The sequence below is a fragment of the Roseibium sp. QJM3NY_11 genome, assembly GCF_056173175.1.
Window position 1 is genome coordinate 556912 of record NZ_CM149660.1, and the last position, 20894, is coordinate 577805.

A 20894-nucleotide genomic window follows, 5' to 3' on the forward strand; every position below is an offset into this window, starting at 1 on the left:
CTGCCGGGAGTGCTTCCGGCGGCTCCTGACCCCTCTACCCACGGGCGGGGAGTGTCAATGCCAGGCAAGCAGCCGTCCATGGGGACCTCGCTTGCGCTTCCTCACGATGAGGGTATCGGGTGGTTCCGTTTGAGCCGAGCTGCATTTTCATCCTCATTCTGAGGAAGGCTGAAAGCCTGTCTCGAAGGATGGTCCGCTTGCCCGAAAAACACTCCGGCAGTGCTGTGATACTGCCGGCTGCCCACTTATTCCGCCGCCTTGAGCGCGCCAAACTGGACCGGGGCCGCCGCGGTGCCGATCCACAAGTCCAGAAACCGGTCGAGCCAGGTCCTGACGGCGGGGTCGTAGACAAACCGACCGGCAAAATGATCGCGGCGCTGCTGCGCGCCGGGCAGGGCCATGCGCGGCGCGCCCCTGGTGGTCCAGCGCACCATCATCTGGTGGGTGAGTTCGGGATGGAACTGGATGCCGTAGGCGGCCGGTCCATAGCGGATCGCCTGGTTGGGATAGGTGGGGCCGCTTGCCAGAAGCTCGGCCTGTGACGGCAGGTCAAAGCCTTCCCGGTGCCATTGGTAGACCTTTTTCGGCCAGGTCATCATGGAACTTCCGGCGTCGGTCGGGCGCAACGGATAATACCCGATTTCGACGAGTTCCTCCCTGTGACCACCGACGGTGCCGCCGAGCTGCTTCACCATCATCTGGGCGCCGAGGCAGATGCCGAGAAAGGGCTTGCGCTCCCTGAGCGGCACGCCGATCCAGTCGATTTCCTTCTGAACGAAGGCATCGGGATCGTTGGCGCTCATCGGTCCGCCGAAAATGACGGCACCCGCATGGTGGTCCATGGTGTCCGGCAACACGTCGCCGAAGCGCGGTTTGCGGATATCCAGCGCAAAGCCGCGCTTGACCAGCTCCTGGCCCACCCGCCCGGGCGACGAGTGTTCCTGGTGGAGTACGATCAGGACCTTGGGACAGTTACTTGCGACTTTGGTATCGAAAAGCATGCATTTAATATGAGGCAGGATGGAGCAGAAATCGAGTCCTGTCGGCCCGTGAGCCTGCATAAATGTGTGGCCTAAAGGCTTGTTTGTGCCTTCAGCCTCGGCTCAATACATCCTCATTTATGAGTTCGTGAGCTAGTCCAGCTCACTTTCCTCCGGCGCGGTCTGGGCCACCTTGTGGCGAAGGGTCATGCGGTCACGGGTCGAAATGCCGAGCAATTCTGCAACCCGCCAGATGGTGTTGTCCTCGAATTCGTGAACGTGGCCGTCCGCGTAGACGATTTCCCACATCATCTCGACGATCGCCAGGCGCTCCGTCTCGTCCGTGGTGCGCTTGAGAACGGACGTGAAGCCATAGAGATCGACTGCTTCCTCGTCCCGCTGTTTGGCGGCGGCGATCAGCTCGCTGGTCTCCTTGTCGGTCAGATCGTAGTGTTTCTGCAGAATTTCCCTGAGCTTCGCGCTTTCACTTTCCTCGATCACGCCATCGATGTCGATCAGGTGAAACAGCAAGGCGGCAGCAGCCAGACGCTTGTCATCCTCGGCGAAGGCCTTTTCTCCGCTGTCGCCGAAGGTCAGTTCGCGAACAAAGCTTTTCAGTGCATTGAGCATTTTGGTCGTTCCTGTAGTCGGGCCCCCCAAACAGGCCGCTTGTTATTGCTATAACATCGGTTCCTTAGCATCAAAGAGTTGACACCCGCTTTAGGATCCTCGGACAATTGGAATCCGTTGGTTGCGCGGGCCTGTTTCTGCCGCCAAGACGTTCGATGCCCCAAACGTCGGACATGCCGTGATGCACAGCTTGAAACCATGCCCTTGGTCTTTCCGAACTTCCAGGAGCTTTCCTGTGGCTTGGCCAACGAAAACCTGTTCAGCGAAAACCTGTCCAGCGACACTCCGGCTCCGGACGGCTTGGCCGGATCATGACCACAACCCGGTCGTCACCAAGACTTGGGATTCAATTCCGGTATTTTCCAGTCAACTTTTTGGAATAGTTCTAAACTATTGATGTTTTTACATTTATAACTTGACTTCCGGTCTCATGAAATGGTTTCACCGGGTCGCTGCAGGCACCAAGGTGCCGCTCGAAAATTGGAAAGATGCGGGAATGCCGAATTGTGGCGCCGCATCCGCCAGGTGAGGGGATCAACCCATGAAGTCAGTCAAATTCGGCCTTCTGGCCGCAACCGCCCTTTTCGCAACCCCGGTGCTAGCCGCTGCGCCCGCCGATGTGCTGTCCACATACGGCGATATTGCCCAGGCAAAATTCGCGGACTCTCTTGGAACCGCGAAATCGCTCGAAACCGCGGTCGACAAGCTGATCGCGGAGCCGACCGAAGCCAATCTGGAAGCTGCCCGTGCGGCCTGGATCGAAGCCCGCAATCCCTATCAGCAGACCGAGGCCTACCGGTTCGGCAACGCCATCGTCGACGACTGGGAAGGCAAGGTGAATGCCTGGCCGCTGGATGAAGGCCTGATCGACTATGTCGACGTGTCCTATGGCGAAGAGTCGGAAGAAAACGGTTTTTACACCGCCAATGTGATCGCCAACCCGACCCTGAAGGTCGGCGGCGAGACCATCGACGCCACCGAAATCACCGCGAGCCTGCTGGCCGACACCCTGCAGGAAGCCGGTGAAGTGGAATCCAATGTCGCGACCGGGTATCACGCCATCGAATTTCTGCTGTGGGGCCAGGATCTCAACGGCACGGACGCCGGTGCGGGCACCCGCCCTGCGACCGATTTCGATCCGGCCAATTGCACGGGTGGCAACTGCGAACGCCGTAGCCAGTACCTGAAGGCCGCGACCGAGTTGCTGATCGCCGATCTGGAAGAAATGGTTTCCGCCTGGACGCCGGGCGGCGCGGCACGTGAAGACCTGGCCGCCAAGGGCGATGCCGGCGGTCTTGCCACGATCCTGACCGGCATGGGCTCGCTTTCCTACGGCGAACTGGCCGGCGAGCGTATCAAGCTGGGCCTCATGCTGCACGACCCGGAAGAAGAGCATGACTGCTTCTCCGACAACACGCACATGTCTCACTACAACGACGTGGTCGGCATCCGGAATGTCTATTTCGGCGAGTACAAGAGCCCGCTCGGCAACGATGTGTCGGGGGCGTCCCTGGCCGAAATGGTCGCCGAGAAGGACCCGGCGCTGGCCGAGGAAATGAAGGTCAAGCTCGACGCGACCCTGGCCGCTTTTGAAGCGATGAAGACCCGCGCCGAAGGTGGCGAAGCCTACGATCAGATGCTCGGCGAAGGCAATGAAGAAGGCAACGCGGTTGTCCAGACCGCCGTCGATGCCCTGGTTGACCAGACCGCGTCGATCGAGCGCGTTGTGAAAGTGCTCGAACTGGACGAGATTGCCTTCGAAGGCTCCGACAGCCTGGACAATCCGGGCGCCGTCTTCGAATAAGATCAACTCCCGGCAGGCATTTTCGGATGCCTGCCGGTTCTTCCGTGAATTGGGGCTCGCGGAAACCAGCCAGGATGCGAGCAATGAACCGGGTCCCCAGCGTGGGCGCACTGACCGGCGCCCTTTTGTGCATATGCCTTGCCTCAGGCGCGGCTCCGGCCGACACCGTGCTGACGCACCGGGACGACCTGTCCGAAAAGGACAAGGCCAAGGTCTCGAAGGTGATTTCCCCGCCGGCCGATTTCGGGCAATCCGAACCGTTCGAACCGATGCAGGGTGGCGCGGGCACGTCGCGCAAGCGACCGGACAGGGATGCCTTCTCGCGGTCCAATGCCAATCTGACATTCGAGGAACAGCACAGTTTCAAGGTCGGCAACGGCCTGTTCAAGAAACTCTGGGCGTCCTCGCCGTCCTCGACGCAGGCCTCGGACGGGCTCGGTCCGCTGTACAATGCCAGATCCTGCCAGGGCTGCCACCTGAAGGACGGCCGCGGCCGGCCGCCGCGCCCGGGCGACGAGGCCGTGTCCCTGTTTCTCCGCCTGTCGATCCCGCCGCAGACCGACGAACAGCGCCAGGCGCTTGCCGACAGAAGGATCCTTTCCGTTCCCGAACCTGTCTACGGCGGGCAGTTTCAGCACTTCGCGGTGCCGGGCCTGGCGGGAGAAGGGCGTTTCGACATTGAATTTGAAGAGATCGTGGTGCCGCTGGCCGGTGGCGAAACCGCCGTCCTGCAGAAACCGGACTATCGCATCCGCGATCTCGGCTATGGCGAGATGCATGACGAGACGATGATCTCGCCGCGCGTGGCCCCGCCGATGATCGGTCTCGGCCTGGTTCAGGCCATTCATCCGGGTGACCTAGAAGCCCTGACGGATCCGGACGATCTGGATGGGGACGGGATCTCGGGAAAGCTCAGCCGGGTGCGCGATCCGGGCACCGGGGATATCACGATCGGCCGGTTCGGCTGGAAAGCCTCGAACCCGACCATCCGGGCACAAACTGCAGGCGCTTTTTCAGGTGATATCGGCATCAGTTCGCCGGACATGCCGGACAATTTCGGCGACTGCACCGAGGGGCAGCAGGCCTGCCGGGCATTGCCGCATGGCGAACAGGCGCATCTGGGCGTGTCGGAAGCGCCCGACCCCGTGATGGAGCTGGTGACATTCTATTCGGAAAACCTGGCTGTGCCGGCGCGCCGGGACGTTGACGATCCGCAGGTGCTGGAAGGCAAGGAAGTCTTCTACCGGGCCGGCTGCCCGGCCTGCCACCAGCCGAAGTTCGTCACCAGCCGGGCGGCGGACAACCCGGCGCACCGGTTTCAGCTGATCTGGCCGTATTCCGATTTCCTGCTGCATGACATGGGCGAGGGTCTTGCCGACCACCGTCCTGTGGGCGATGCCTCGGGCCTGGAATGGCGGACACCACCGCTCTGGGGCATCGGCCTGACAGAGGCGGTCAACAAACACACCCGCTTCCTGCATGACGGGCGGGCGCGGAACCTGCTGGAGGCGATCTTGTGGCATGATGGTGAAGCGAAGCCCGCACGCGATGCGGTGGTTGCGCTGACGCCCGCGGACCGCCGCTCCCTTATCCGTTTTCTGGAGTCCTTGTGATGCGTCGACTGGTACTGGCCGCAATGGCGGTGTTCTGCGTTCTTCCGGCGAAGGCCACCGAGTTCAACCCGCAACTGGAGGGTCTGGTCTCAGGCTATATCCGTCCGGCCACAACGCGCTTTTCGGAAACCGCTGCCGCGCTTCCCGGCGCGGTCGAGACGGTGTGTCAGGAAACCGGTCAGGCGGCGGCCGACGGGTTCAGGTCGGCTTTTTCCGATACCGTTCTGGCTTTTTCGGGCGTTCATTTTCTGCGCTTCGGACCGCTGATCGACAACGACCGTGTCAGCCGGCTTGCCTTCATGCCCGATCCGCGCGGGATCACCCAGCGCCAGCTGCGCAAGATCCGCGCCGGCAAGGACACCGACGTGCTGTCCGCCGCGCGCCTTGCGGACAAGAGCGTGGCCGTTCAGGGACTGACCGCGCTTGAGCTGATTGCCTTCAGTAAATCCTCCGAGGTGGTGCTCGGCCGGGATGCGGCCGACAAGGCCTTCACCTGCGGCTATGCGCTGGCGATCGCCGTCAATGTCGCGAAGATCGCAGAAGAGCTGGCCGAGGACTGGGCGGATCCCGACGGCTACAGCACCGTGCTGCTGTCCGCCGGGCCGGACAACGACCGGTTTCGTACTTCCAGGGAAGCGCTGGAGAGCATGTTCAATACCGTTGTCACCGGGCTTATCATTGCGCGAGATCAGGATCTTCTGCCTGCGCTGGGGTCCTCGCAGGAGGGCGCCAAGCCGCACCGGTTTCCGTTTTCCCGCTCCGCCAACAGCATTGTGTTCCTGTCCGGGGAGCTGACGGGCCTTCAGGAGACCCTGGGCAGCTTTCACCTCGAGGCGTTGACCCCGGAAGAGTTCGCCTGGATCTTCGATTCGATTTCGTTCGAATTCGGCAATGCCCGGTCGATTTTGGAAGACCTGACGCCGCCGCTGCGGCAGACGTTCGGGGAGGGGGACAGCTATGCCCGGGTCAAGGTTCTGGCGATCACGCTGCAGTCGCTGCGGGACACCATCGCGCTCGAACTGGCCGGCGCGCTGGATCTTGCCGGAGGCTTCAATGCGCTCGACGGTGACTGATTTGCGCGCGCTGTCGCGGCGCGGGTTTCTCGCCGCCCTGGGCGGCTTGGCAGCCGCGCCCGCATTTGCCGCATCGCCGCTGGCGGAAAGCTTGTCAGGCCGTGAAGCAGACGAAGGCATGCCGCTGTTCGCCAGTGCCTACCGGCAGGAAAACGGGGATTACGGCATCGGCATTGTCGACGGGTTCGGGCAGATCCTTGCTCGGGTTTCGCTGCCGGGAAGGGGCCACGGGATCGCGGTCGCACCGGACAGGCGCCGCCTGGTCGCCTTTGCGCGCCGGCCGGGAACCTTCGCGCTCATCATTAGTCCGTTCGAGGCCGCCGAACCCCGATTGCTGAGTGCGGAACCGGGTCGGCATTTCTGTGGACACGGCTGTTTCTCCAGCGATGGCCACCTGCTCTACGCGGTGGAAAACGATTTCGACGCCGCTCGCGGTGTCATTGGCGTCTATGACACGAGCGGGCGCGATATCCGGCGGCTGGGCGAATTCGGCACCGGCGGCATTGGCCCGCATGACCTGATGCTCACGCCGGACGGCCGGACGCTGGTTGTCGCGAATGGCGGCATCCGTACACATCCGGAAAAGCCGCGTGAAAAGCTCAACCTCGATACGATGGCGCCGTCGGTGGTCTTTGTGGACAGCCGGACCGGCGATCTTCTGGCCGAGCACGCACTGGATCCGGCGTTGCATCAGTTGTCCCTGCGCCACATGGCGCTGGATGCGCAGGGCCGGGCATGGGTCGGCGGTCAGTTCGAGGGGGCCGAAAGCGAAACGCCGCCGCTGGTCGGCGTGTTTTCCCGCGACAAGGCCCCGGACCTGCGGGAAATCCCCTCACCTGTGGCCGCCGGGTTGCGGAACTATATCGGCTCGGTGACGGCAAATGCCTCCGGGGAGATCATCGCAACTTCGGCTCCGCGCGGCGGGCAGACCCTTTTCTGGAATGCGGCGACCGGTGATTTTATCGGCGCTCAGACAATTCCGGACGGTTGCGGGGTCGCGCCCATCGATCAGGGCAGCTTCCTGATTTCCGACGGAAACGGGGCCTTGTCACTGGTGAGCGAACCGGACGGCGCCGCGGAAGTTCTCGCCCGGCCGCCGGGGATTTCCTGGGACAATCACCTGTTTTCCCTGTCCTGACACGCAGCGCGTCTGGAAAGAACCGGATGGTTCCTGTTTTCGTCACGATCGCCCGGCATTGTATCTCGGGACGTTTCGCCTCGATTGGTCTACATTGGGGCCGAATCGCGACGGGGAGATTGTAAATGCGTCGGCTTTTGATCGGACTGGGCAGTCTGCTGTTTCTGTTGGTGACCATTGTTCTGGTGGTGCCATTGTTCCTGCCCAAGGACGAAATCAAGCGCCAGGTGGTCGACCAGGTGGATTCGCGCCTGGGATGGCGCGTGCGTCTGGACGGCCCGGTGTCGCTGTCGCTGTTCCCCGGTTTCTCTCTGGTGGCGGAGAAGGTCGGCGTTGCCGGCGAGGCCGGAGCTGACGGGATCGAATTTGCCCGGGCCGAGCGTGTCGAGTTCGGGCTGGCCTGGACCGGCCTGATGTCCGGAAACATCCAGGTGACCGGTATTTCCCTGGACCAGCCGGATATCTATCTCGAAGTCGGCCCCAATGGCACCACAAGCTGGGAGCCGCGCCGGGACCTGAATTCGGAGACCGGCGCCGGACGCTCGGATGCGGCACCCGCGCAACCTGCGCAAACGGGATCCGCGCAAGAGGCTTCGCCCGATGGCGGATCGTCGGCGACATCCTCCGAAGGCTATCTGAAGAGCATCGGGGTCGATCGGCTGAGCATCACCGGCGGGACGCTGACCTACAAGGACCAGACCTCGGTTGACCCGGTCAGGATCAGCAATCTCGACATGACTTTGAACGCGCCGGACCTGACCGGCGAGGTGACACTGGACAGCAGTTTCACGCTCCAGGACATCGCGCTGGGGATTGCCGGATCCCTGTCGAACCCGCTCGGGCTGACGGCGGGTGAACAGGTGCCGCTCGATCTGACCGTGTCGTCGGGGGAAAATGTCGTGAAGGTCGCCGGACAGGCAGGCCTTGCGCCGGTCCGGGCCGATCTTGCGCTGGAAGCCGCCGGCCCGTCGCTCAAGGCATTGGCCGGGCTCGCCGGGCAGACGCTGGAGACGGATCCCGGCGCCTTTGCGCTGAATGCGGGGATCACGGGGTCCGAAACGGCGGTTTCCGTTGCGGACTTGACACTGGATCTCGGGCAGCTTTCGCTGGGGGGCGCGGCCGACGCGGATCTCTCCGGACTGGTGCCGGAAATCTCCGGCCGCCTCGTGCTGAAGGATGGCTCGATCGCCGACCTGCTGCTGCTGGCCGGCCAGGCACAGCCCGCAAGCGGCAAGCTGAGCGCGGATGTGGCCTTTGAAACCGTTGGCCTTACGGGGGATGAACTCTTTGCCGGTCTCGACATCAATGGTTCCGTCAGCATTGCCGATGGCGAAATCGGCGGGCTGGGACTGGCCTCGGCCGTCGGCGGCGACCCGGAAGCGGACCGGCTGACCAATCTGGCGCTGGACCTGAATTTGCAGGGTCTGGAAAACCCGATCGCCATGAGCGGATCGCTCGCGTGGCGCGGGGAAGCCTTCAGCCTGACGGGCGAAGCGGCGACGGCGAAACTGCTTGCGGGGCAAGCCGCCCCGGTCTCCGTGACCGTCAAGGGCAACAGGCTGAGTGCCGGCTTCAACGGTCAGGCGTCCCGGAGCGGGGCGGTCGATGGGGCCGTCAGTCTGGAAACGGCGGATCTGCGCGGTCTGATGGCCTGGATGGGCCAGCCACTCGGCGCGGGCGGTGGCCTCAAGCGGTTCAAGGCGTCCGGGATCTTCGGGATCAGCGGGGAAACAGTCTCCTTCGAGGAAACCCGGTTCACGCTCGACGATACCTCGGGAGAAGCCAATGGCCGGATCGTGCTCGGCGACATTCCCTCGGTCACGGCCCGGCTCGACCTGCGCGAACTGGTGCTCGATCCCTATCTGGGCGGCTCCGGAACGGCGCCTGGCGCCACCAGGGCCTCCGGATCCTCGGGATCCGGCGGGAACAATGCCGGAAGCGGCGGCGGCAAGAGTGGCGGCGGTTCCGGCTGGAGCACGGTGCCGATCGATTTTTCAGGCCTGAAGGCGGTCAACGCGGATTTCAGGCTCACCACGCGCGAAATCCGCTGGGACAAGATCAAGATCGACGAGAGCGCGCTCTCCACCACGATCAGCAACGGTGTGCTGACGGCCAATCTGGAAAAGGTGGCCCTTTACGGCGGTACCGGGACCGGCACGGTGACGCTGAACGGGGCTGCAGCGGTTCCCGAAGTGGCCGCGACATTCTCGATGGCGAAGCTCAGCGCCTATCCCTTGCTGCGCGACGCGGCGGATTTCAGCTGGATCGAGGGCAAGGCCGCCATCAATCTCGATGTGAAATCGAAAGGCGGCAGCGAGCAGGCGCTGGTCCAGGGGCTGAACGGCACGGCGGACTACAATTTCGCGGATGGCGCCATCCGTGGCATCAACGTGCCCAAGATGGTCCGCGGGCTCTCCGTGGAGACCTTGCTCGGCTGGCAGGCCAATACGTCCTCCAAGACCGACTTCAGCACGCTCAGTGCCAGTTTCCAGATCCGGAACGGCGTCGCGACCACCAGCGATCTGTCGATGGTCGGACCGCTGGTGCGCATGAGCGGCAAGGGCACGACAAACATGCCGGAACAGAGCCTTTCCTGGCGGGTGGAGCCGAAAATCGTGCCGACCCTGGAAGGTCAGGCACCGCAGCCGCGGCGCAAGGGCGCGGACAAGAAACTCGCCGGACTGGGCGTGCCGATCGTGATCGAGGGCAACTGGAACGACCCGCGCATCTATCCGGACATCAAGGGCATCCTGGAAAACCCGGAAGCGGCCTACAAGATGCTGGAACAGACCGGCGGCGAGCTGATCTCGATCCTCAACGGCAAGAAGGCGCCGTCCAAGGAGCTGGTCGATCAGGCCAACAAGGTCATCGAGAAAGCCACCGGCGGCCGCACCCAGATCGACGTCCAGAAGGTCATCGAGGGCAAGGTCGACGACAAGGAAGTCCTCAAGGCCGTCGAGGAGGGCTTCGGCCTGCCGCAGGGCCTGCTCGGAAACGTGTTCGGGAACAAGAAGAAGAAAAACTGAGGGCCGGGCCCCCCGTACGACGGTGAGGTCCGGCGGTGCCACAAAAGTCCAGCATACCAAGATCATTGCGGCGGCGGTCGACGGACGCCGAAATACGGCTTTGGCACTTTCTTCGGAACAGGCCGCTTGGAGGCTGGAAATCCCGGTGGCAGGTCTGGATCGACAGGTATATCGTTGATTTTGTTTGCTTGGATGCAAAGTTGGTTGTCGAGCTGGATGGCAGTCAGCACGCAGAAAATGTGGACTCTGATCTTTTAAAGGTCCGGAATCCTGGAGAGGAACGGCTTTCGCGTTGTGCGCTACTGGAATTCGGATGTCCTATCGAACACGTCTGAAGTTCTGGATGACATCATCGCCCATCTTGAGCTTCGAAAATGATGCGCAAGACAAGCTTCCCTGGTTTCCGGTTGAGTCTACTCCCCTCACCCTGACCCTCTCCCAATGGGAGAGGGAACCCTGCAGGGAGAATTTTCTTCCAGTTTGTTCTGCTTGAGACAAGAGCAGGCTGGTCAGAATGGCATGGATGTGTCACCCGCACGCGTAACCTCTCCCATGGGGAGAGGTCGGCGCGCAGGCGCCGGGTGAGGGGCGGAGCCTGGAACCGGAACTCCGGGTTGCCCAGCAGCGAGATCATCGCTCCCTGGTATGAAACCCCAGTGCCGAAATCATCTCGTTGACGGCGCTTTCCACGGTGCCGGTGTTCTCGATGCGGACCAGGTTGGCAACGCGGTCGGGTTCCAGATCGGCCCGTTTCAGGCGGCGTTCTATGTCGTCTCGGGTTTCCCGGCCGCGGGCCGCAAGGCGTTCGGCGAGGATTTCAACGGGTGCTGTGATCAGCAGGGTGATGGCGGTCTGGTATTTTTCTTCCGCGCGTTTCAGCACACGCCGGGAGCCGTTGGCGATGACGGTGCCGCCGGTGCGGATGAAGTCGTCATAGGCCGGCGGGATGACGTAGCCGAGGCCATGGGCTTCCCAGGCCAGCGCGACTTCTCCGGCAGCGGTCATCCGGTCGAAATCGGAGCGGCTCAGGGTGTCGTGATCCTCCGCGTCGGCATCCGCCTCACGGGTGATCGCCCGCCGTGCAAAGACCACGTCGTCCCGGGTGTCGAGCCGCTGCTTCAGGGCGTCCATCAGCGTGTCCTTGCCCGCGCCGCTTGGTCCGACGACGAGAATCATGCGTCCGGGGCCCAGTCTTTCGGGCCCCGGCTTTCCGGCCGCATCCGCCGCCGCGTCAGGCAACGCGTCGACCCTCGCGCCAGACGCCGCGAATGATCGGGATGCCGCCGACCATCTTCACCTGGATGAGATCGGCGCGCAGACCCGGTTGCAGCGCGCCCCGGTCGGTGAGTCCGATCGCGGCCGCCGGAGTGGAGGTCACCGTCCTGACAGCCTCGGGCAGGGAAATCGTTTCGACGTCCGCGGCGAGCTGGAAGGCGGCCTGCAGCAGGGAAATCGGCACATAGTCGGAGGAAAGCACGTCGAGCACGCCGGCTTCGGCGAGTTCCTTCGCGGAAACATTGCCGGAATGGGAGCCGCCGCGCACCACGTTCGGGGCGCCCATCAGGACGGCCATGCCGGCGTCATGGGAGGCTTTCGCCGCTTCCACGGTGGTCGGAAATTCCGCGATCCTGGTGTGCAGGCCGATGGCCTCGTCGACATGTTCGCGGGTGGCGTCGTCGTGGCTGGCAATGGCGATGCCGCGTGCCTGGGCAATGTCGGACAGTTTCTTCCGGTTGTCCGGGGCCAGACCGCTTGCGCGTTCCTGGCGCCTGCGGATGAAGACCTCCATTTCGGCGTCGGAAAAGCCCTTCTTGCCCTGATAATAGACCTTGTAGGCGTCGAGCGAGACAAACTGGCGCTGGCCGGGCGTGTGATCCATCAGCGATATCAGCCGGATGCTGTCGTCGTCCTTGAACACCTCGAAGGCCTCCAGAACGTCCGGCGCGGAGACCTCGCAGCGCAGGTGGATGAAATGGTCGGCGCGAAGGCGGTTTTCGCGCTGGCCTGTCTCGATGGCATCGGCCAGCTTGCGCATGTCCGGGTAGCGCAGATCCGCGTCCTCATCCATGCCGACCCGGAGCGCGTCGAACACGGTGGTGATGCCGGAACAGGCGATCTGTGCGTCATGGGCCTGCACCGCGGACACCGGGTTCCAGCGGACTTTCGGCCGCGGGGCGTAATGGGTTTCCAGATGATCGGTGTGCAGTTCGACAAGGCCCGGCAGCAGATAATCGCCCTCGCAGTCATGTCCCGCGACCCCGGTCGGTGAGCCGGTTCCGGAGATCTGGCCGGTTTCGCCGACCGTCAGCGACCCGTCAATCACCTCGTCGGCGAGGATGAGGGTGGCATTCTTGAAGACTTGGGGCGTCGCGCTCATGCAGGTTCCTCGTTTGTGGGGTGATCGGGGGCCGGGGAATGGGGGGCGATTGCGGCGTCCAGTGGAGACACGGAGCCACTGAGTGGAAAGACCGTGTGCACCTGGAACGGGGCGCCGCGCTCCGCCTCTGTATACAGCGCAAAATGGCTGCAGGTGCGCGGGCGGCCGGTGACGTTGGCGAAGTAGGCTTCGGCCGTTTCGGCCAGACAGCGCATGTCTGCTTCGTTCTCCAGCTTGCTGGAGAGTGTCATGTGGAAGCGGAACTCCTCGAAGATGTAGGGATAGCCCCACCGGGTCAGGAGCCGGTCCTGCCGTTCCGTCAGACCGCTGTTGCGGCGGCGCTCCAGATCGGCGTCCGAAAGCGGTGCCCGGAACGGTTCGAAGCGGCGGACACAGAGCCCAGCAAAAGCTCTGAGGCCGGGCTCTTCCCGCTCCGGTGTCAGGGCGAGAAACCGTCCGAGCCGGTTGACGCCCAGGCCCGTTATGTCGAAGGGCGCGATTTCGTCGGCAAACTGCTCGCAGGCCTGCAGCAGGGCTGCTTCGGTCTGGTCGCCGCGCAGGGAAAACGGGGCCTTCAGCGTGCCGTGAAACCCGTAGCGGCGCGGGTCCGTCGTCAGGTCCCGGACCCTGTCCGCTGTCAGCCCGGCGACGGCCGGCTGCGGCAGAGCCTTGCCCGTGGCCGGGTCGCGGCCGAGCCAGGCATTGCCGAGCTGCATCAGCGGGTCGTGTGCATCGGCGGCAAAATAGAGGGCGTAGCGCATGGTCGGATTCGCATTCGGTTCACGGGAGGCCGGAAAGACGGCCTAACGGCGGGTGGTGACCGTTCTGTGACAGTTTCCACCCGCCCGCAAGGCTTTCCTCGTCATTTTGGTCAAGCGGCGGCCTCGGCGCTGAAACCGGTGACATCGATGATCCGGTCGGCGATCTGCTCGCGGACATCCTGATCGTGCAGGATGCCGACCATGGCGACGCCCCTGGCCTTTTTTTCCTCCACCAGCCGCACGACCACCGCCCGGTTGGCGGCATCCAGGGACGCGGTCGGTTCGTCCAGCAGGAGGACCGGATAATGGGCGATGAAACCACGGGCGATGTTGACCCGCTGCTGCTCGCCGCCGGAGAAGGTCGCCGGCGGCAGGGTCCACAGGCGCTCGGGCACATTGAGCCGGGACAGCAGGGCGCGGGCGGTGTCGCGGCCCTCGGCTTCATCCGTTCCCAGAGCGATCAGTGGTTCGGCCACAACGTCCTCCGCCGAAACACGCGGGATGGTGCGCAGGAACTGGCTCACATAGCCGATGGTATCTTCACGCAGGGTGAGGATGCGGCGCGGCTCGGCGCCGGCCACATTGACAATCCCGTCACCGACGGTGACCAGGATCTGGCCCTCGTCGCAGCGGTAGTTGCCGTAGATCATCTTCAGGATCGAGCTCTTGCCGGCACCGGACGGGCCGCCCAGGACCACGCATTCGCCGGCATCAACGGAGAATTCGACATTCTGAACCACGGGAATGACGGTGCCGCCCTGCAGATGCATGGTGAAGGACTTGCCGACATTGTTGAGATACAAGCGCACAGGCATCGAACGCCTCCTTTACACCTGGAGAATGGAAGAGACGAGCAACTGGGTGTAGGGCTCGCGCGGGTCGTCCAGAACCTGGTCGGTCAGGCCGGTCTCGATGACATTGCCATGGCGCATCACCATGATCCGGTGGGACAGCAACCGGGCAACGGCAAGGTCGTGGGTGACGATCACCACGGACAGACCCAGATCGGCGACCAGGCGGCGCAGCAGGTCCAGAAGCCGGGCCTGTACGGAGACGTTGAGGCCGCCGGTTGGCTCGTCCATGAAGACGAGTCTCGGCGCGGTGACCAGATTGCGGGCGATCTGCAGGCGCTGGCGCATGCCACCCGAGAACGACCGCGGGTCGTCGTCGATGCGGTCGCTGTCGATTTCCACCCGGCCGAGCCAATCGTCCGCCGTTGAACGGATGTTGCCGTAGTGCCGCTGGCCGACGGCCATCAGCCGCTCGCCGACATTGGCGCCGGCGGAGACATTCATGCGCAGGCCGTCGGCGGCGTTCTGGTGGACGAAGCCCCAGTCGGTGCGCATCAGAAGGCGGCGTTCGGCCTCGGTCAACTGGTAGAGGTTGCGCATGGAACCGTCGCGCATGCGGTATTCGATGGCGCCGGCCGTCGGGGCAAGGCGCGTGGACAGGCAGTTGAGCAGCGTGGTCTTGCCGGAACCGCTTTCACCGACGATGGCCAGAACTTCACCGGGCCACAGGTCGAACGAAACATCGAGGCAGCCGACGCGGTCGCCGTAATAGCGGGTAACCTTGTGGACCTGCAGCAGCGGGTCTTCGGGATGGGTGACGCTCATTGCGCGGTCTCCTCCGGCTTGTGGCCGCCAATTCCGGCCATGGTTGGATCCGCCGCCATCGGGCCGAGATGGCCGTCGGCGCGCCGTTCCTCGCAATAGTCGCTGTCTGAACAGACGAACATGCGGCCGCCCCGGTCATCGAGGATGACCTCGTCCAGATAGACATTCTCCGCACCGCACAGGCCGCAGGGCTTGTCGAAGGTCTGGATTTCGAAGGGATAATCCTCGAAGTCGAGGCTCTTGACTTTGGTATAGGGCGGAACGGCATAGATGCGCTTCTCGCGGCCCGCGCCATAGAGCTGGAGCGCGGCCATCCGGTCGATCTTCGGATTGTCGAATTTCGGTGTCGGCGAGGGGTCCATCACGTAGCGGTCGTTGACCTTGACCGGATAGGCGTAGGTGGTGGCGATGTGGCCGTTCCTGGCGATGTCCTCGTAGAGTTTCACATGCATGAGGCCGTAGTCCTCCAGCGCGTGCATCTTGCGGGTTTCCGTTTCGCGCGGCTCCAGAAAGCGCAAGGGTTCGGGGATCGGCACCTGGAACACCAGCACCTGGTCCTCGGTGAGCGGCTTTTCCGGAATGCGGTGCCGGGTCTGGATGATCGTCGCCTCCGATGTCTCGTAGGTCGTGCGGATCCCGGCCGTCTTTTCGAAGAAACCGCGCAGGGAGACCGCGTTGGTGGTGTCGTCGGAGCCCTGGTCGATCATTTTCAGGCAATCGGCCTGTCCCAGGATCGCCGCGGTCACCTGGACGCCGCCGGTGCCCCAGCCATAGGGCATCGGCATTTCGCGCGAGGCGAACGGCACCTGATATCCGGGGATGGCAATCCCCTTGAGGATCGCCCGGCGGATCATGCGTTTGGTCTGTTCGTCCAGATAGGCGAAATTGTATTCGCCCTGTTCGAATATCTGAGCCGTGTCGTTCATTCCGCGGCCTCCCGGTCAGCGTCGTCGTTTTCTTCCTGCCGGCGTTTTTCGAACCATTCGGACCGCATCTGGCGGACCAGTCCGAGTTCGGCCTGGAAATCGACATAGTGTGGCAGTTTCAGGTGTTCGACGAAGCCGGTCGCCTGGATGTTGTCGGAATGGGACAGCACGAACTCGACGTCCTGGGCCGGCGCGACCGGCTCTTCGCCCAGTTCCTGCCAGCGCATCGACCGGTCGACCATGGCCATCGACATGGCCTTGCGTTCGACCTGGCCGAAGACGAGGCCGTAGCCGCGCGTGAAGGTCGGCGCGGTGCTGGCCGAGCCCTTGAACTGGTTGACCATCTGGCACTCGGTCACCTTGATGGTGCCGAGCTTCACGGCAAAGCCGAGCTCCTCTGCGAAGAATTCCACCTCGACCTCGCCATAGCGGATTTCGCCGGCGAAAGGATGCGTGCGGCCGTAGCCGCGCTGGGTGGAATAGGCCAGCGCCAGAAGAAAGCCTTCGTCGCCCCGGGCCAGGTTCTGCAGACGCAGGTCCCGGTCGGCGGGAAAGGCCAGCGGCTCGCGGGTCAGGTCGCCGACGGGGGTGTCCTCGTCGGTGACCGGGTCCGGTTCCATCAGGCCCTCGTCGCCAAGCAGGTCGGTCACGCGCGGCATGGCGGTTTCCTGCGGCTCGGCGGCTTCCACTTCCGGTGCCATGCCGTCGTCCTCGGCGGCGAGCGCGAAGTCCAGCAGCCGGTGGCTGTAGTCGAAGGTGGGGCCCAGAACCTGTCCGCCCGGAAGGTCCTTGTAGGTGGCCGAGACACGCCGCTCGACCAGCATGGCGCCCGTGTCGACCGGCGTGCTGTAGCCGAAGCGCGGCAGGGTGGTGCGGTAGGCGCGCATCAGGAAGGCGGCCTCGATCAGGTCGCCGCGTGCCTGCTTGATCGCCAGGGCGGCGAGCGTCTCGTCGTAGAGCGAGCCTTCCCCCATCACCCGGGCAACGGAATGAGCGAGCTGCTGCGCGATCTGCTCCAGGGTCAGCGCCGGGACGGACGTGTCGCCCCTGCGGCGCTTCGCGGTGAGCTTGTGGGCGTTGCGGATGGCCTTTTCGCCACCCTTGACGGCAACATACATGGGGTCACATCTCCTGAAGCGTGATCCGGGTGGACCGGGGCAGCGCGGCGGCTTCAAACCGGCCGGCGAAGACAAGGTCGATCCCGCGCGGGAATTGACGGGCATTGGCGGTCACCTGGTCCCAGAAGACCGGCGGCACCGGCCCTGTGGCGAAGGAGACGGTGTCCTTGATGCCGGGACCCCTGAGGGTGACCTGTGCCGGGTTTGCGAAATCCTGTCCGGTGAGGATCACCGTCGTCGACCGGTCCGGATATTCCGCCGAACCCTGGTTGAAGGCAGCCAGCGGGATCATGGCAACCGGCGCGCTGACCAGCGCGAAGGCGGCGTCGACGGGTTCCGACACGATCGGCGCGCCGGTGTGAAAGCGCAGGAAGGTCTTGACCGCGTCCGACGTCATCAGCGGCCGGTCGAGCCAGACCGGCGTGTCGTAGTCGAACAGGGTCAGGGCGATGGCGGCGGCGACCGGCGTCAGAGGGGCCGGCGGGTTCAGGGGGCCGGTTTCGATCTTCCGGCGGGTGCCGGGCCGGGCCATGGCGTCCATCAGGGCACGGAAGCAGCCCTGCGCATCGTGGACCGGATCCGGAAACCCGGCGGCCAGCGATGTCTGGTTTGTCTCGGAAGCGATCGTCATCAGGTGTCTCCCCGGACCATGGTGAAGAAATTGACCTTGGTTGCCTCGGTTTCTTCCCGGACAGTGGTCTTCGCGGCGGCCTGTGCGGCGGCGAGCGGGGCGATGATCTTGTTTTCGATGGTTTGCCGGGTCTCGGGGCGCTGCCAGAGCGCGTCGATCACCGCCGTGTGCATAGCCTTCTGCTTGTTGCGGCCGAGGCTGTAGGCGCTGCCGGTCTCGCCGGTGTCGAGGCGCACGACGCAGCGGGTGACGGTGACCTCGCCGAGATTGAACGGACTGCCGGTGCCGCCCATGCGGCCACGCACCATCACCAGACCGGTTTCGGGCTGGCGCACCAGTTCGAAAGCCGGGGGAGACAGTGTGCCGTATTTCTCGGCGATCGTTTCGGGCGGCGCGGCCGCAAGGGTCGCCATTGCTGTCTGGCGCGCGGCGGACGCATCGCCGCGCGCGTCGTTCGATGTCCCGACCGGGTCCTGCGCCTGGGCACGTCCCGTGGCCGGTTCATCGGCGTTGGTATCTTGAGAATGGTTCATGAAGCGCGCTTTTTGGTTTGGGCGGTTCTTCGGAGGCGTTCGGAAGTGCCCCTTGTCTAGGATTGGTTTGTCTATTTGTCTATACAAATATTCCGATTGACTCTTTGGTACCGAAATTTGATGACGGGCGCATGACGATCAACAGCACACTCGACCGCGGCGCCGGCATTGCCGTCTGGCGCCAGATCATGGAATCGCTCAAGGCGGAGATCGTCAGCGGTGCCTTCGAGAAAGGCAGCCGGCTGCCGCCTGAATCCGAGCTGGCCGCCCGGTTCGGCGTCAACCGCCACACGGTCCGCCGTGCCATCGCCGCCCTGACCGGCGAAGGCATCTTGCGCGCCGACCAGGGCCGCGGCACGTTCGTCGCCTCGGCGCCGCTCAGCTATCCGATCGGACCAAGGACGCGGTTTTCGGAAATCGTTTCGGGCCAGGACCGGGCGCCGGACGGCCGCCTCATCGGCTCCGCGACCGAGGAGGCCGACGCGCTGCTGGCTAACCGGCTCGATGTGCCGCTCGGCACCGCGCTCCTGCGGGTGGAGACCCTGCGCGTTGCCGACAGCGTGCCGATGATCATCGGCACAAACTGGTTCGAGGACGCGCGTGTACCGAATTTCGTTGCGGACTACGCCGACAGCGGCTCCATCACGAAGGCTCTTGAACGGGCCGGGATCACCGACTACCGGCGCAAGGAAACCCGCATCACCGCCGAACTGGTCGAAGCCAATGACGCCCGCCAGCTGGGCCTGTCGCTCGGCCAGCCCGTGATGATCATGGAAAGTGTCAATCTCGACATGTCCGGCAGGCCGATCCAGTACACACGGGCGCGCGTCGCCGCGGACCGGATGCAGCTTGTGGTGAACGAGGCGGGGTGAGGGCGCGCCGGTCTCGTTCACCCCGCGCGTGCAACATCAGCGCCTGAGAGCCGCGGTTTCCGTCAGTCTATGAGGGCCAGCTGTCGAAGGGCTGTTTTTCAAGGCGCATCGAACCGTCGGCACCCTTGTGGATGTTGATCCAGGCACGCCAGTTTTCATCGTCGGGCTCGGGATCATGTTGCGGGTCTCGTGCGCCAGCCGCAACTCGTGCATGTCGGCTGCCCGCAGCATCGGTGCGTGATGGTCGCGCAATTCCTCGACATAGGCCAGTGCCGCCTGCATCATCGATCCTTTCTTGATGTAGAGCACGAAGTTCGGGATCATGATCCCCTGCAGCGTCTGGGTGACCCAGGCCGGGCCATAGCCCGCCTCGCGCCGAAAGGGAGCCAGGATTTCATTCCGGATGCCGGCAATGCGCGCATGCGGGATCGAGAGGGCGTCCACCGACCGCGCATAGTCCGCTGCCGCTTCCCCCGCGATGGCCCCCTGAACGGCGGAGCCGGCAAGCGACGAGCCGACCTGGGTATAGATCCCCCCTGCCATATGACTGCCGAGCGCATCCCCGCCTTCGAACGCGCGCGGCAGGACGATCAGTACCGGGTGCAGCAGGATCACCGTGACCGCGGAATAGGTGATGTATTTGTGAACCTTCTGGATCTGCGGCGGCTTGAACAGGCTGAGCAGAGTCTCGTTGCTGCGGGCCAGAAAAAACTGACCGAGCATCATTGAAAACGCCAGCAGCGTCAGGATCGAGAATGCTTCTTTCAGGACGGATCGCCGTGGCGGCTCTCCGAGGGCGTAGAACACCAGCGGCAAGCCAACGAAGATGGCCAGCCCGGCAACGATCGCGGTCCTTCTTGCCGTGAGGTTCATGTCTATCCCCATGGCACAATGACGGGAATTGATTTCTCCGGCGCCATCTCGATGGCATCGACCGGGCAATACATGCGGCACAGATGGCAGATCTGGCAGTCGGCCGGATATGTGATCACCGCCTTGCCGCTGTCGGGATCAAACCGGATCACGTCGCAGGGGCAGGATTTCACACATTCTTCGCAGCCGATGCAGCCCGTGATGCTTTTGATGGTCATTTGTCTGGTCCAGTCAGGGTCGCGGGCAGATGGAGATCGGGACGCAGCGCCCGGAACCCGGTCGCTGACAGGGTGGAAGCGGGATTTCTCCCACTTCAGCGTCCGGGGGAGGCCCCGGCGAGCCTGCGGACCGTCACGGTCCGGGCATGTGTCATCAGACAGTCTCCCTCACGTCATGCGTTGCAGGACATTGTCGCGCTGGATCAGGCGATGCCAGACGGTTGCCATGGCTATGTGACCGAGCACCACAAGCGCGAGGATCCAGCCCAGTTCCCCATGCCATTCCGCCGGTGCCTGCATCCAGGCGATTGCGGTTTCGCGTGCCGGGAAAACCGGAATGCCGAGATAGCTGAACCCCCGGGTGCCGCCCGCGGCGGCGAGGAGCCTGACTGCCGGGACGATCACCATGAGAAGATAGATCGCCACATGCCCAAGGACCGCCGCCTGTCCCATTGCGCCCGAATGGGTTGGCCGCTGCGGAATATGTGCCAATCCCCACAATCCACGCAGCAGGACCAGCAGGAAAAGGGTGGTCCCCAGGGCCGAGTGGGAGCTCCAGAGCGTCTCCCGCAGCGCATTTTCACGAGGCAAGGCCCAGTGTGCGGCGGCCGACAGGAATTGTACCGCAAACAGGGCGGCCATGCCCCAGTGGAACGTTCGACTTACGAGACCGTAGCGGTCGGGACGGTCGGACAAGACGTTCAT

At 63.9% G+C, this 20894-nt stretch carries 21 protein-coding genes and 1 pseudogene; 8 read left to right on the forward strand and 14 right to left on the reverse strand.

All coding sequences use genetic code 11. The features are described from left to right. Positions 1-245: 245 nt before the first annotated feature. Both AC0VX3_RS02535 and AC0VX3_RS02540 read right to left on the reverse strand, forming a co-directional pair. Entirely contained in the window at positions 246-1001 is a 756-nt protein-coding gene (locus AC0VX3_RS02535) for a glutamine amidotransferase (protein ID WP_475523393.1), read from the reverse strand. Between the two features lie 132 nt (positions 1002-1133). Then, a complete protein-coding gene (locus AC0VX3_RS02540; RefSeq protein ID WP_475523394.1) occupies positions 1134-1610 on the reverse strand; it encodes a tellurite resistance TerB family protein in 477 nt (158 codons plus the stop codon). 541 nt (positions 1611-2151) lie between these two features. Here AC0VX3_RS02540 and AC0VX3_RS02545 point away from each other — a divergent pair. From AC0VX3_RS02545 to AC0VX3_RS02575, 7 genes and pseudogenes are all read left to right on the forward strand, one after another. Next, positions 2152-3414 (forward strand): imelysin family protein, encoded by a 1263-nt coding sequence (locus AC0VX3_RS02545; protein WP_475523395.1) that lies wholly within the window; start codon positions 2152-2154, stop codon positions 3412-3414. Positions 3415-3497: 83 nt separating this feature from the next. Beyond that, positions 3498-5027, forward strand: coding sequence for a di-heme oxidoreductase family protein (locus tag AC0VX3_RS02550; protein ID WP_475523396.1), 1530 nt, complete (start codon positions 3498-3500; stop codon positions 5025-5027). Next, on the forward strand, positions 5027-6100 hold the full coding sequence (locus AC0VX3_RS02555; RefSeq protein WP_475523397.1) for an imelysin family protein: 1074 nt from the start codon (positions 5027-5029) through the stop codon (positions 6098-6100). Before AC0VX3_RS02550 ends, AC0VX3_RS02555 begins: the two co-directional genes overlap by 1 nt. Beyond that, a complete protein-coding gene (locus tag AC0VX3_RS02560) occupies positions 6081-7238 on the forward strand; it encodes a DUF1513 domain-containing protein (RefSeq protein ID WP_475523398.1) in 1158 nt (385 codons plus the stop codon). Before AC0VX3_RS02555 ends, AC0VX3_RS02560 begins: the two co-directional genes overlap by 20 nt. A 125-nt stretch (positions 7239-7363) precedes the next feature. Beyond that, entirely contained in the window at positions 7364-10264 is a 2901-nt protein-coding gene (locus AC0VX3_RS02565) for an AsmA family protein (RefSeq protein WP_475523399.1), read from the forward strand. 35 nt (positions 10265-10299) lie between these two features. Next, a pseudogene (locus AC0VX3_RS02570) lies at positions 10300-10461 on the forward strand (endonuclease domain-containing protein); the annotation flags it as partial. Positions 10462-10558: 97 nt separating this feature from the next. Further along, entirely contained in the window at positions 10559-10642 is an 84-nt protein-coding gene (locus AC0VX3_RS02575) for a hypothetical protein (protein WP_475525125.1), read from the forward strand. A 252-nt stretch (positions 10643-10894) separates the two neighbouring features. Here AC0VX3_RS02575 and phnN read toward each other — a convergent pair whose 3' ends face one another. From phnN to phnG, 9 genes are all read right to left on the reverse strand, one after another. Next, positions 10895-11440 (reverse strand): phosphonate metabolism protein/1,5-bisphosphokinase (PRPP-forming) PhnN, encoded by a 546-nt coding sequence (phnN, locus tag AC0VX3_RS02580; RefSeq protein ID WP_475523400.1) that lies wholly within the window; start codon positions 11438-11440, stop codon positions 10895-10897. A 55-nt stretch (positions 11441-11495) separates the two neighbouring features. Then, positions 11496-12641 (reverse strand): alpha-D-ribose 1-methylphosphonate 5-triphosphate diphosphatase, encoded by a 1146-nt coding sequence (locus AC0VX3_RS02585; protein ID WP_475523401.1) that lies wholly within the window; start codon positions 12639-12641, stop codon positions 11496-11498. Then, a complete protein-coding gene (locus AC0VX3_RS02590; protein WP_475523402.1) occupies positions 12638-13402 on the reverse strand; it encodes a DUF1045 domain-containing protein in 765 nt (254 codons plus the stop codon). The genes AC0VX3_RS02585 and AC0VX3_RS02590 overlap by 4 nt, the downstream gene beginning before the upstream one ends. A gap of 110 nt (positions 13403-13512) precedes the next feature. Continuing rightward, on the reverse strand, positions 13513-14217 hold the full coding sequence (phnL, locus tag AC0VX3_RS02595; protein WP_475523403.1) for a phosphonate C-P lyase system protein PhnL: 705 nt from the start codon (positions 14215-14217) through the stop codon (positions 13513-13515). A 12-nt stretch (positions 14218-14229) separates the two neighbouring features. After that, the gene (gene phnK / locus AC0VX3_RS02600; protein ID WP_475523404.1) at positions 14230-15018 is read right to left on the reverse strand and encodes a phosphonate C-P lyase system protein PhnK; all 789 of its coding nucleotides are present in this window, start codon (positions 15016-15018) and stop codon (positions 14230-14232) included. Further along, positions 15015-15944, reverse strand: a complete 930-nt coding sequence (locus tag AC0VX3_RS02605; protein WP_475523405.1) for an alpha-D-ribose 1-methylphosphonate 5-phosphate C-P-lyase PhnJ — start codon at positions 15942-15944, stop codon at positions 15015-15017. The genes phnK and AC0VX3_RS02605 overlap by 4 nt, the downstream gene beginning before the upstream one ends. Further along, positions 15941-17062, reverse strand: coding sequence for a carbon-phosphorus lyase complex subunit (locus AC0VX3_RS02610; protein WP_342893525.1), 1122 nt, complete (start codon positions 17060-17062; stop codon positions 15941-15943). The genes AC0VX3_RS02605 and AC0VX3_RS02610 overlap by 4 nt, the downstream gene beginning before the upstream one ends. 4 nt (positions 17063-17066) lie before the next feature. Next, on the reverse strand, positions 17067-17693 hold the full coding sequence (gene phnH, locus AC0VX3_RS02615; RefSeq protein ID WP_475523406.1) for a phosphonate C-P lyase system protein PhnH: 627 nt from the start codon (positions 17691-17693) through the stop codon (positions 17067-17069). Next, positions 17693-18106, reverse strand: a complete 414-nt coding sequence (gene phnG, locus AC0VX3_RS02620) for a phosphonate C-P lyase system protein PhnG (RefSeq protein ID WP_475525126.1) — start codon at positions 18104-18106, stop codon at positions 17693-17695. The genes phnH and phnG overlap by 1 nt, the downstream gene beginning before the upstream one ends. Positions 18107-18357: 251 nt before the next feature. On the opposite strand from phnG, the gene phnF reads away from it, so the two are divergent. Then, on the forward strand, positions 18358-19098 hold the full coding sequence (gene phnF / locus AC0VX3_RS02625) for a phosphonate metabolism transcriptional regulator PhnF (RefSeq protein WP_475523407.1): 741 nt from the start codon (positions 18358-18360) through the stop codon (positions 19096-19098). A 36-nt stretch (positions 19099-19134) separates the two neighbouring features. Here phnF and AC0VX3_RS02630 read toward each other — a convergent pair whose 3' ends face one another. The 3 genes from AC0VX3_RS02630 to AC0VX3_RS02640 form a co-directional block, all read right to left on the reverse strand. Next, complete coding sequence (locus AC0VX3_RS02630; protein ID WP_475523408.1) at positions 19135-19971, reverse strand: hypothetical protein; 837 nt, start codon at positions 19969-19971, stop codon at positions 19135-19137. Between the two features lie 2 nt (positions 19972-19973). After that, positions 19974-20189, reverse strand: coding sequence for a 4Fe-4S dicluster domain-containing protein (locus AC0VX3_RS02635; protein ID WP_475523409.1), 216 nt, complete (start codon positions 20187-20189; stop codon positions 19974-19976). Positions 20190-20357: 168 nt separating this feature from the next. Further along, the gene (locus tag AC0VX3_RS02640; RefSeq protein ID WP_475523410.1) at positions 20358-20894 is read right to left on the reverse strand and encodes a cytochrome b; all 537 of its coding nucleotides are present in this window, start codon (positions 20892-20894) and stop codon (positions 20358-20360) included.

Excerpts from the sequence above, each read along its gene's own strand:
- AC0VX3_RS02585 (WP_475523401.1), bottom strand. The coding sequence starts at position 12,641 with ATGAGCGCGACGCCCCAAGTCTTCAAGAATGCCACCCTCATCCTCGCC.
- phnG (WP_475525126.1), bottom strand. The coding sequence starts at position 18,106 with ATGGCGACCCTTGCGGCCGCGCCGCCCGAAACGATCGCCGAGAAATAC.
- AC0VX3_RS02640 (WP_475523410.1), bottom strand. The coding sequence starts at position 20,894 with ATGAACGTCTTGTCCGACCGTCCCGACCGCTACGGTCTCGTAAGTCGA.
- phnN (WP_475523400.1), bottom strand. The coding sequence starts at position 11,440 with ATGATTCTCGTCGTCGGACCAAGCGGCGCGGGCAAGGACACGCTGATG.
- AC0VX3_RS02555 (WP_475523397.1), top strand. The coding sequence starts at position 5,027 with ATGCGTCGACTGGTACTGGCCGCAATGGCGGTGTTCTGCGTTCTTCCG.
- phnL (WP_475523403.1), bottom strand. The coding sequence starts at position 14,217 with ATGCCTGTGCGCTTGTATCTCAACAATGTCGGCAAGTCCTTCACCATG.
- AC0VX3_RS02540 (WP_475523394.1), bottom strand. The coding sequence starts at position 1,610 with ATGCTCAATGCACTGAAAAGCTTTGTTCGCGAACTGACCTTCGGCGAC.
- AC0VX3_RS02565 (WP_475523399.1), top strand. The coding sequence starts at position 7,364 with ATGCGTCGGCTTTTGATCGGACTGGGCAGTCTGCTGTTTCTGTTGGTG.
- AC0VX3_RS02550 (WP_475523396.1), top strand. The coding sequence starts at position 3,498 with ATGAACCGGGTCCCCAGCGTGGGCGCACTGACCGGCGCCCTTTTGTGC.
- phnF (WP_475523407.1), top strand. The coding sequence starts at position 18,358 with ATGACGATCAACAGCACACTCGACCGCGGCGCCGGCATTGCCGTCTGG.
- AC0VX3_RS02605 (WP_475523405.1), bottom strand. The coding sequence starts at position 15,944 with ATGAACGACACGGCTCAGATATTCGAACAGGGCGAATACAATTTCGCC.
- AC0VX3_RS02630 (WP_475523408.1), bottom strand. The coding sequence starts at position 19,971 with ATGAACCTCACGGCAAGAAGGACCGCGATCGTTGCCGGGCTGGCCATC.
- phnK (WP_475523404.1), bottom strand. The coding sequence starts at position 15,018 with ATGAGCGTCACCCATCCCGAAGACCCGCTGCTGCAGGTCCACAAGGTT.
- AC0VX3_RS02635 (WP_475523409.1), bottom strand. The coding sequence starts at position 20,189 with ATGACCATCAAAAGCATCACGGGCTGCATCGGCTGCGAAGAATGTGTG.
- AC0VX3_RS02545 (WP_475523395.1), top strand. The coding sequence starts at position 2,152 with ATGAAGTCAGTCAAATTCGGCCTTCTGGCCGCAACCGCCCTTTTCGCA.
- phnH (WP_475523406.1), bottom strand. The coding sequence starts at position 17,693 with ATGACGATCGCTTCCGAGACAAACCAGACATCGCTGGCCGCCGGGTTT.
- AC0VX3_RS02610 (WP_342893525.1), bottom strand. The coding sequence starts at position 17,062 with ATGTATGTTGCCGTCAAGGGTGGCGAAAAGGCCATCCGCAACGCCCAC.
- AC0VX3_RS02535 (WP_475523393.1), bottom strand. The coding sequence starts at position 1,001 with ATGCTTTTCGATACCAAAGTCGCAAGTAACTGTCCCAAGGTCCTGATC.
- AC0VX3_RS02560 (WP_475523398.1), top strand. The coding sequence starts at position 6,081 with ATGCGCTCGACGGTGACTGATTTGCGCGCGCTGTCGCGGCGCGGGTTT.
- AC0VX3_RS02590 (WP_475523402.1), bottom strand. The coding sequence starts at position 13,402 with ATGCGCTACGCCCTCTATTTTGCCGCCGATGCACACGACCCGCTGATG.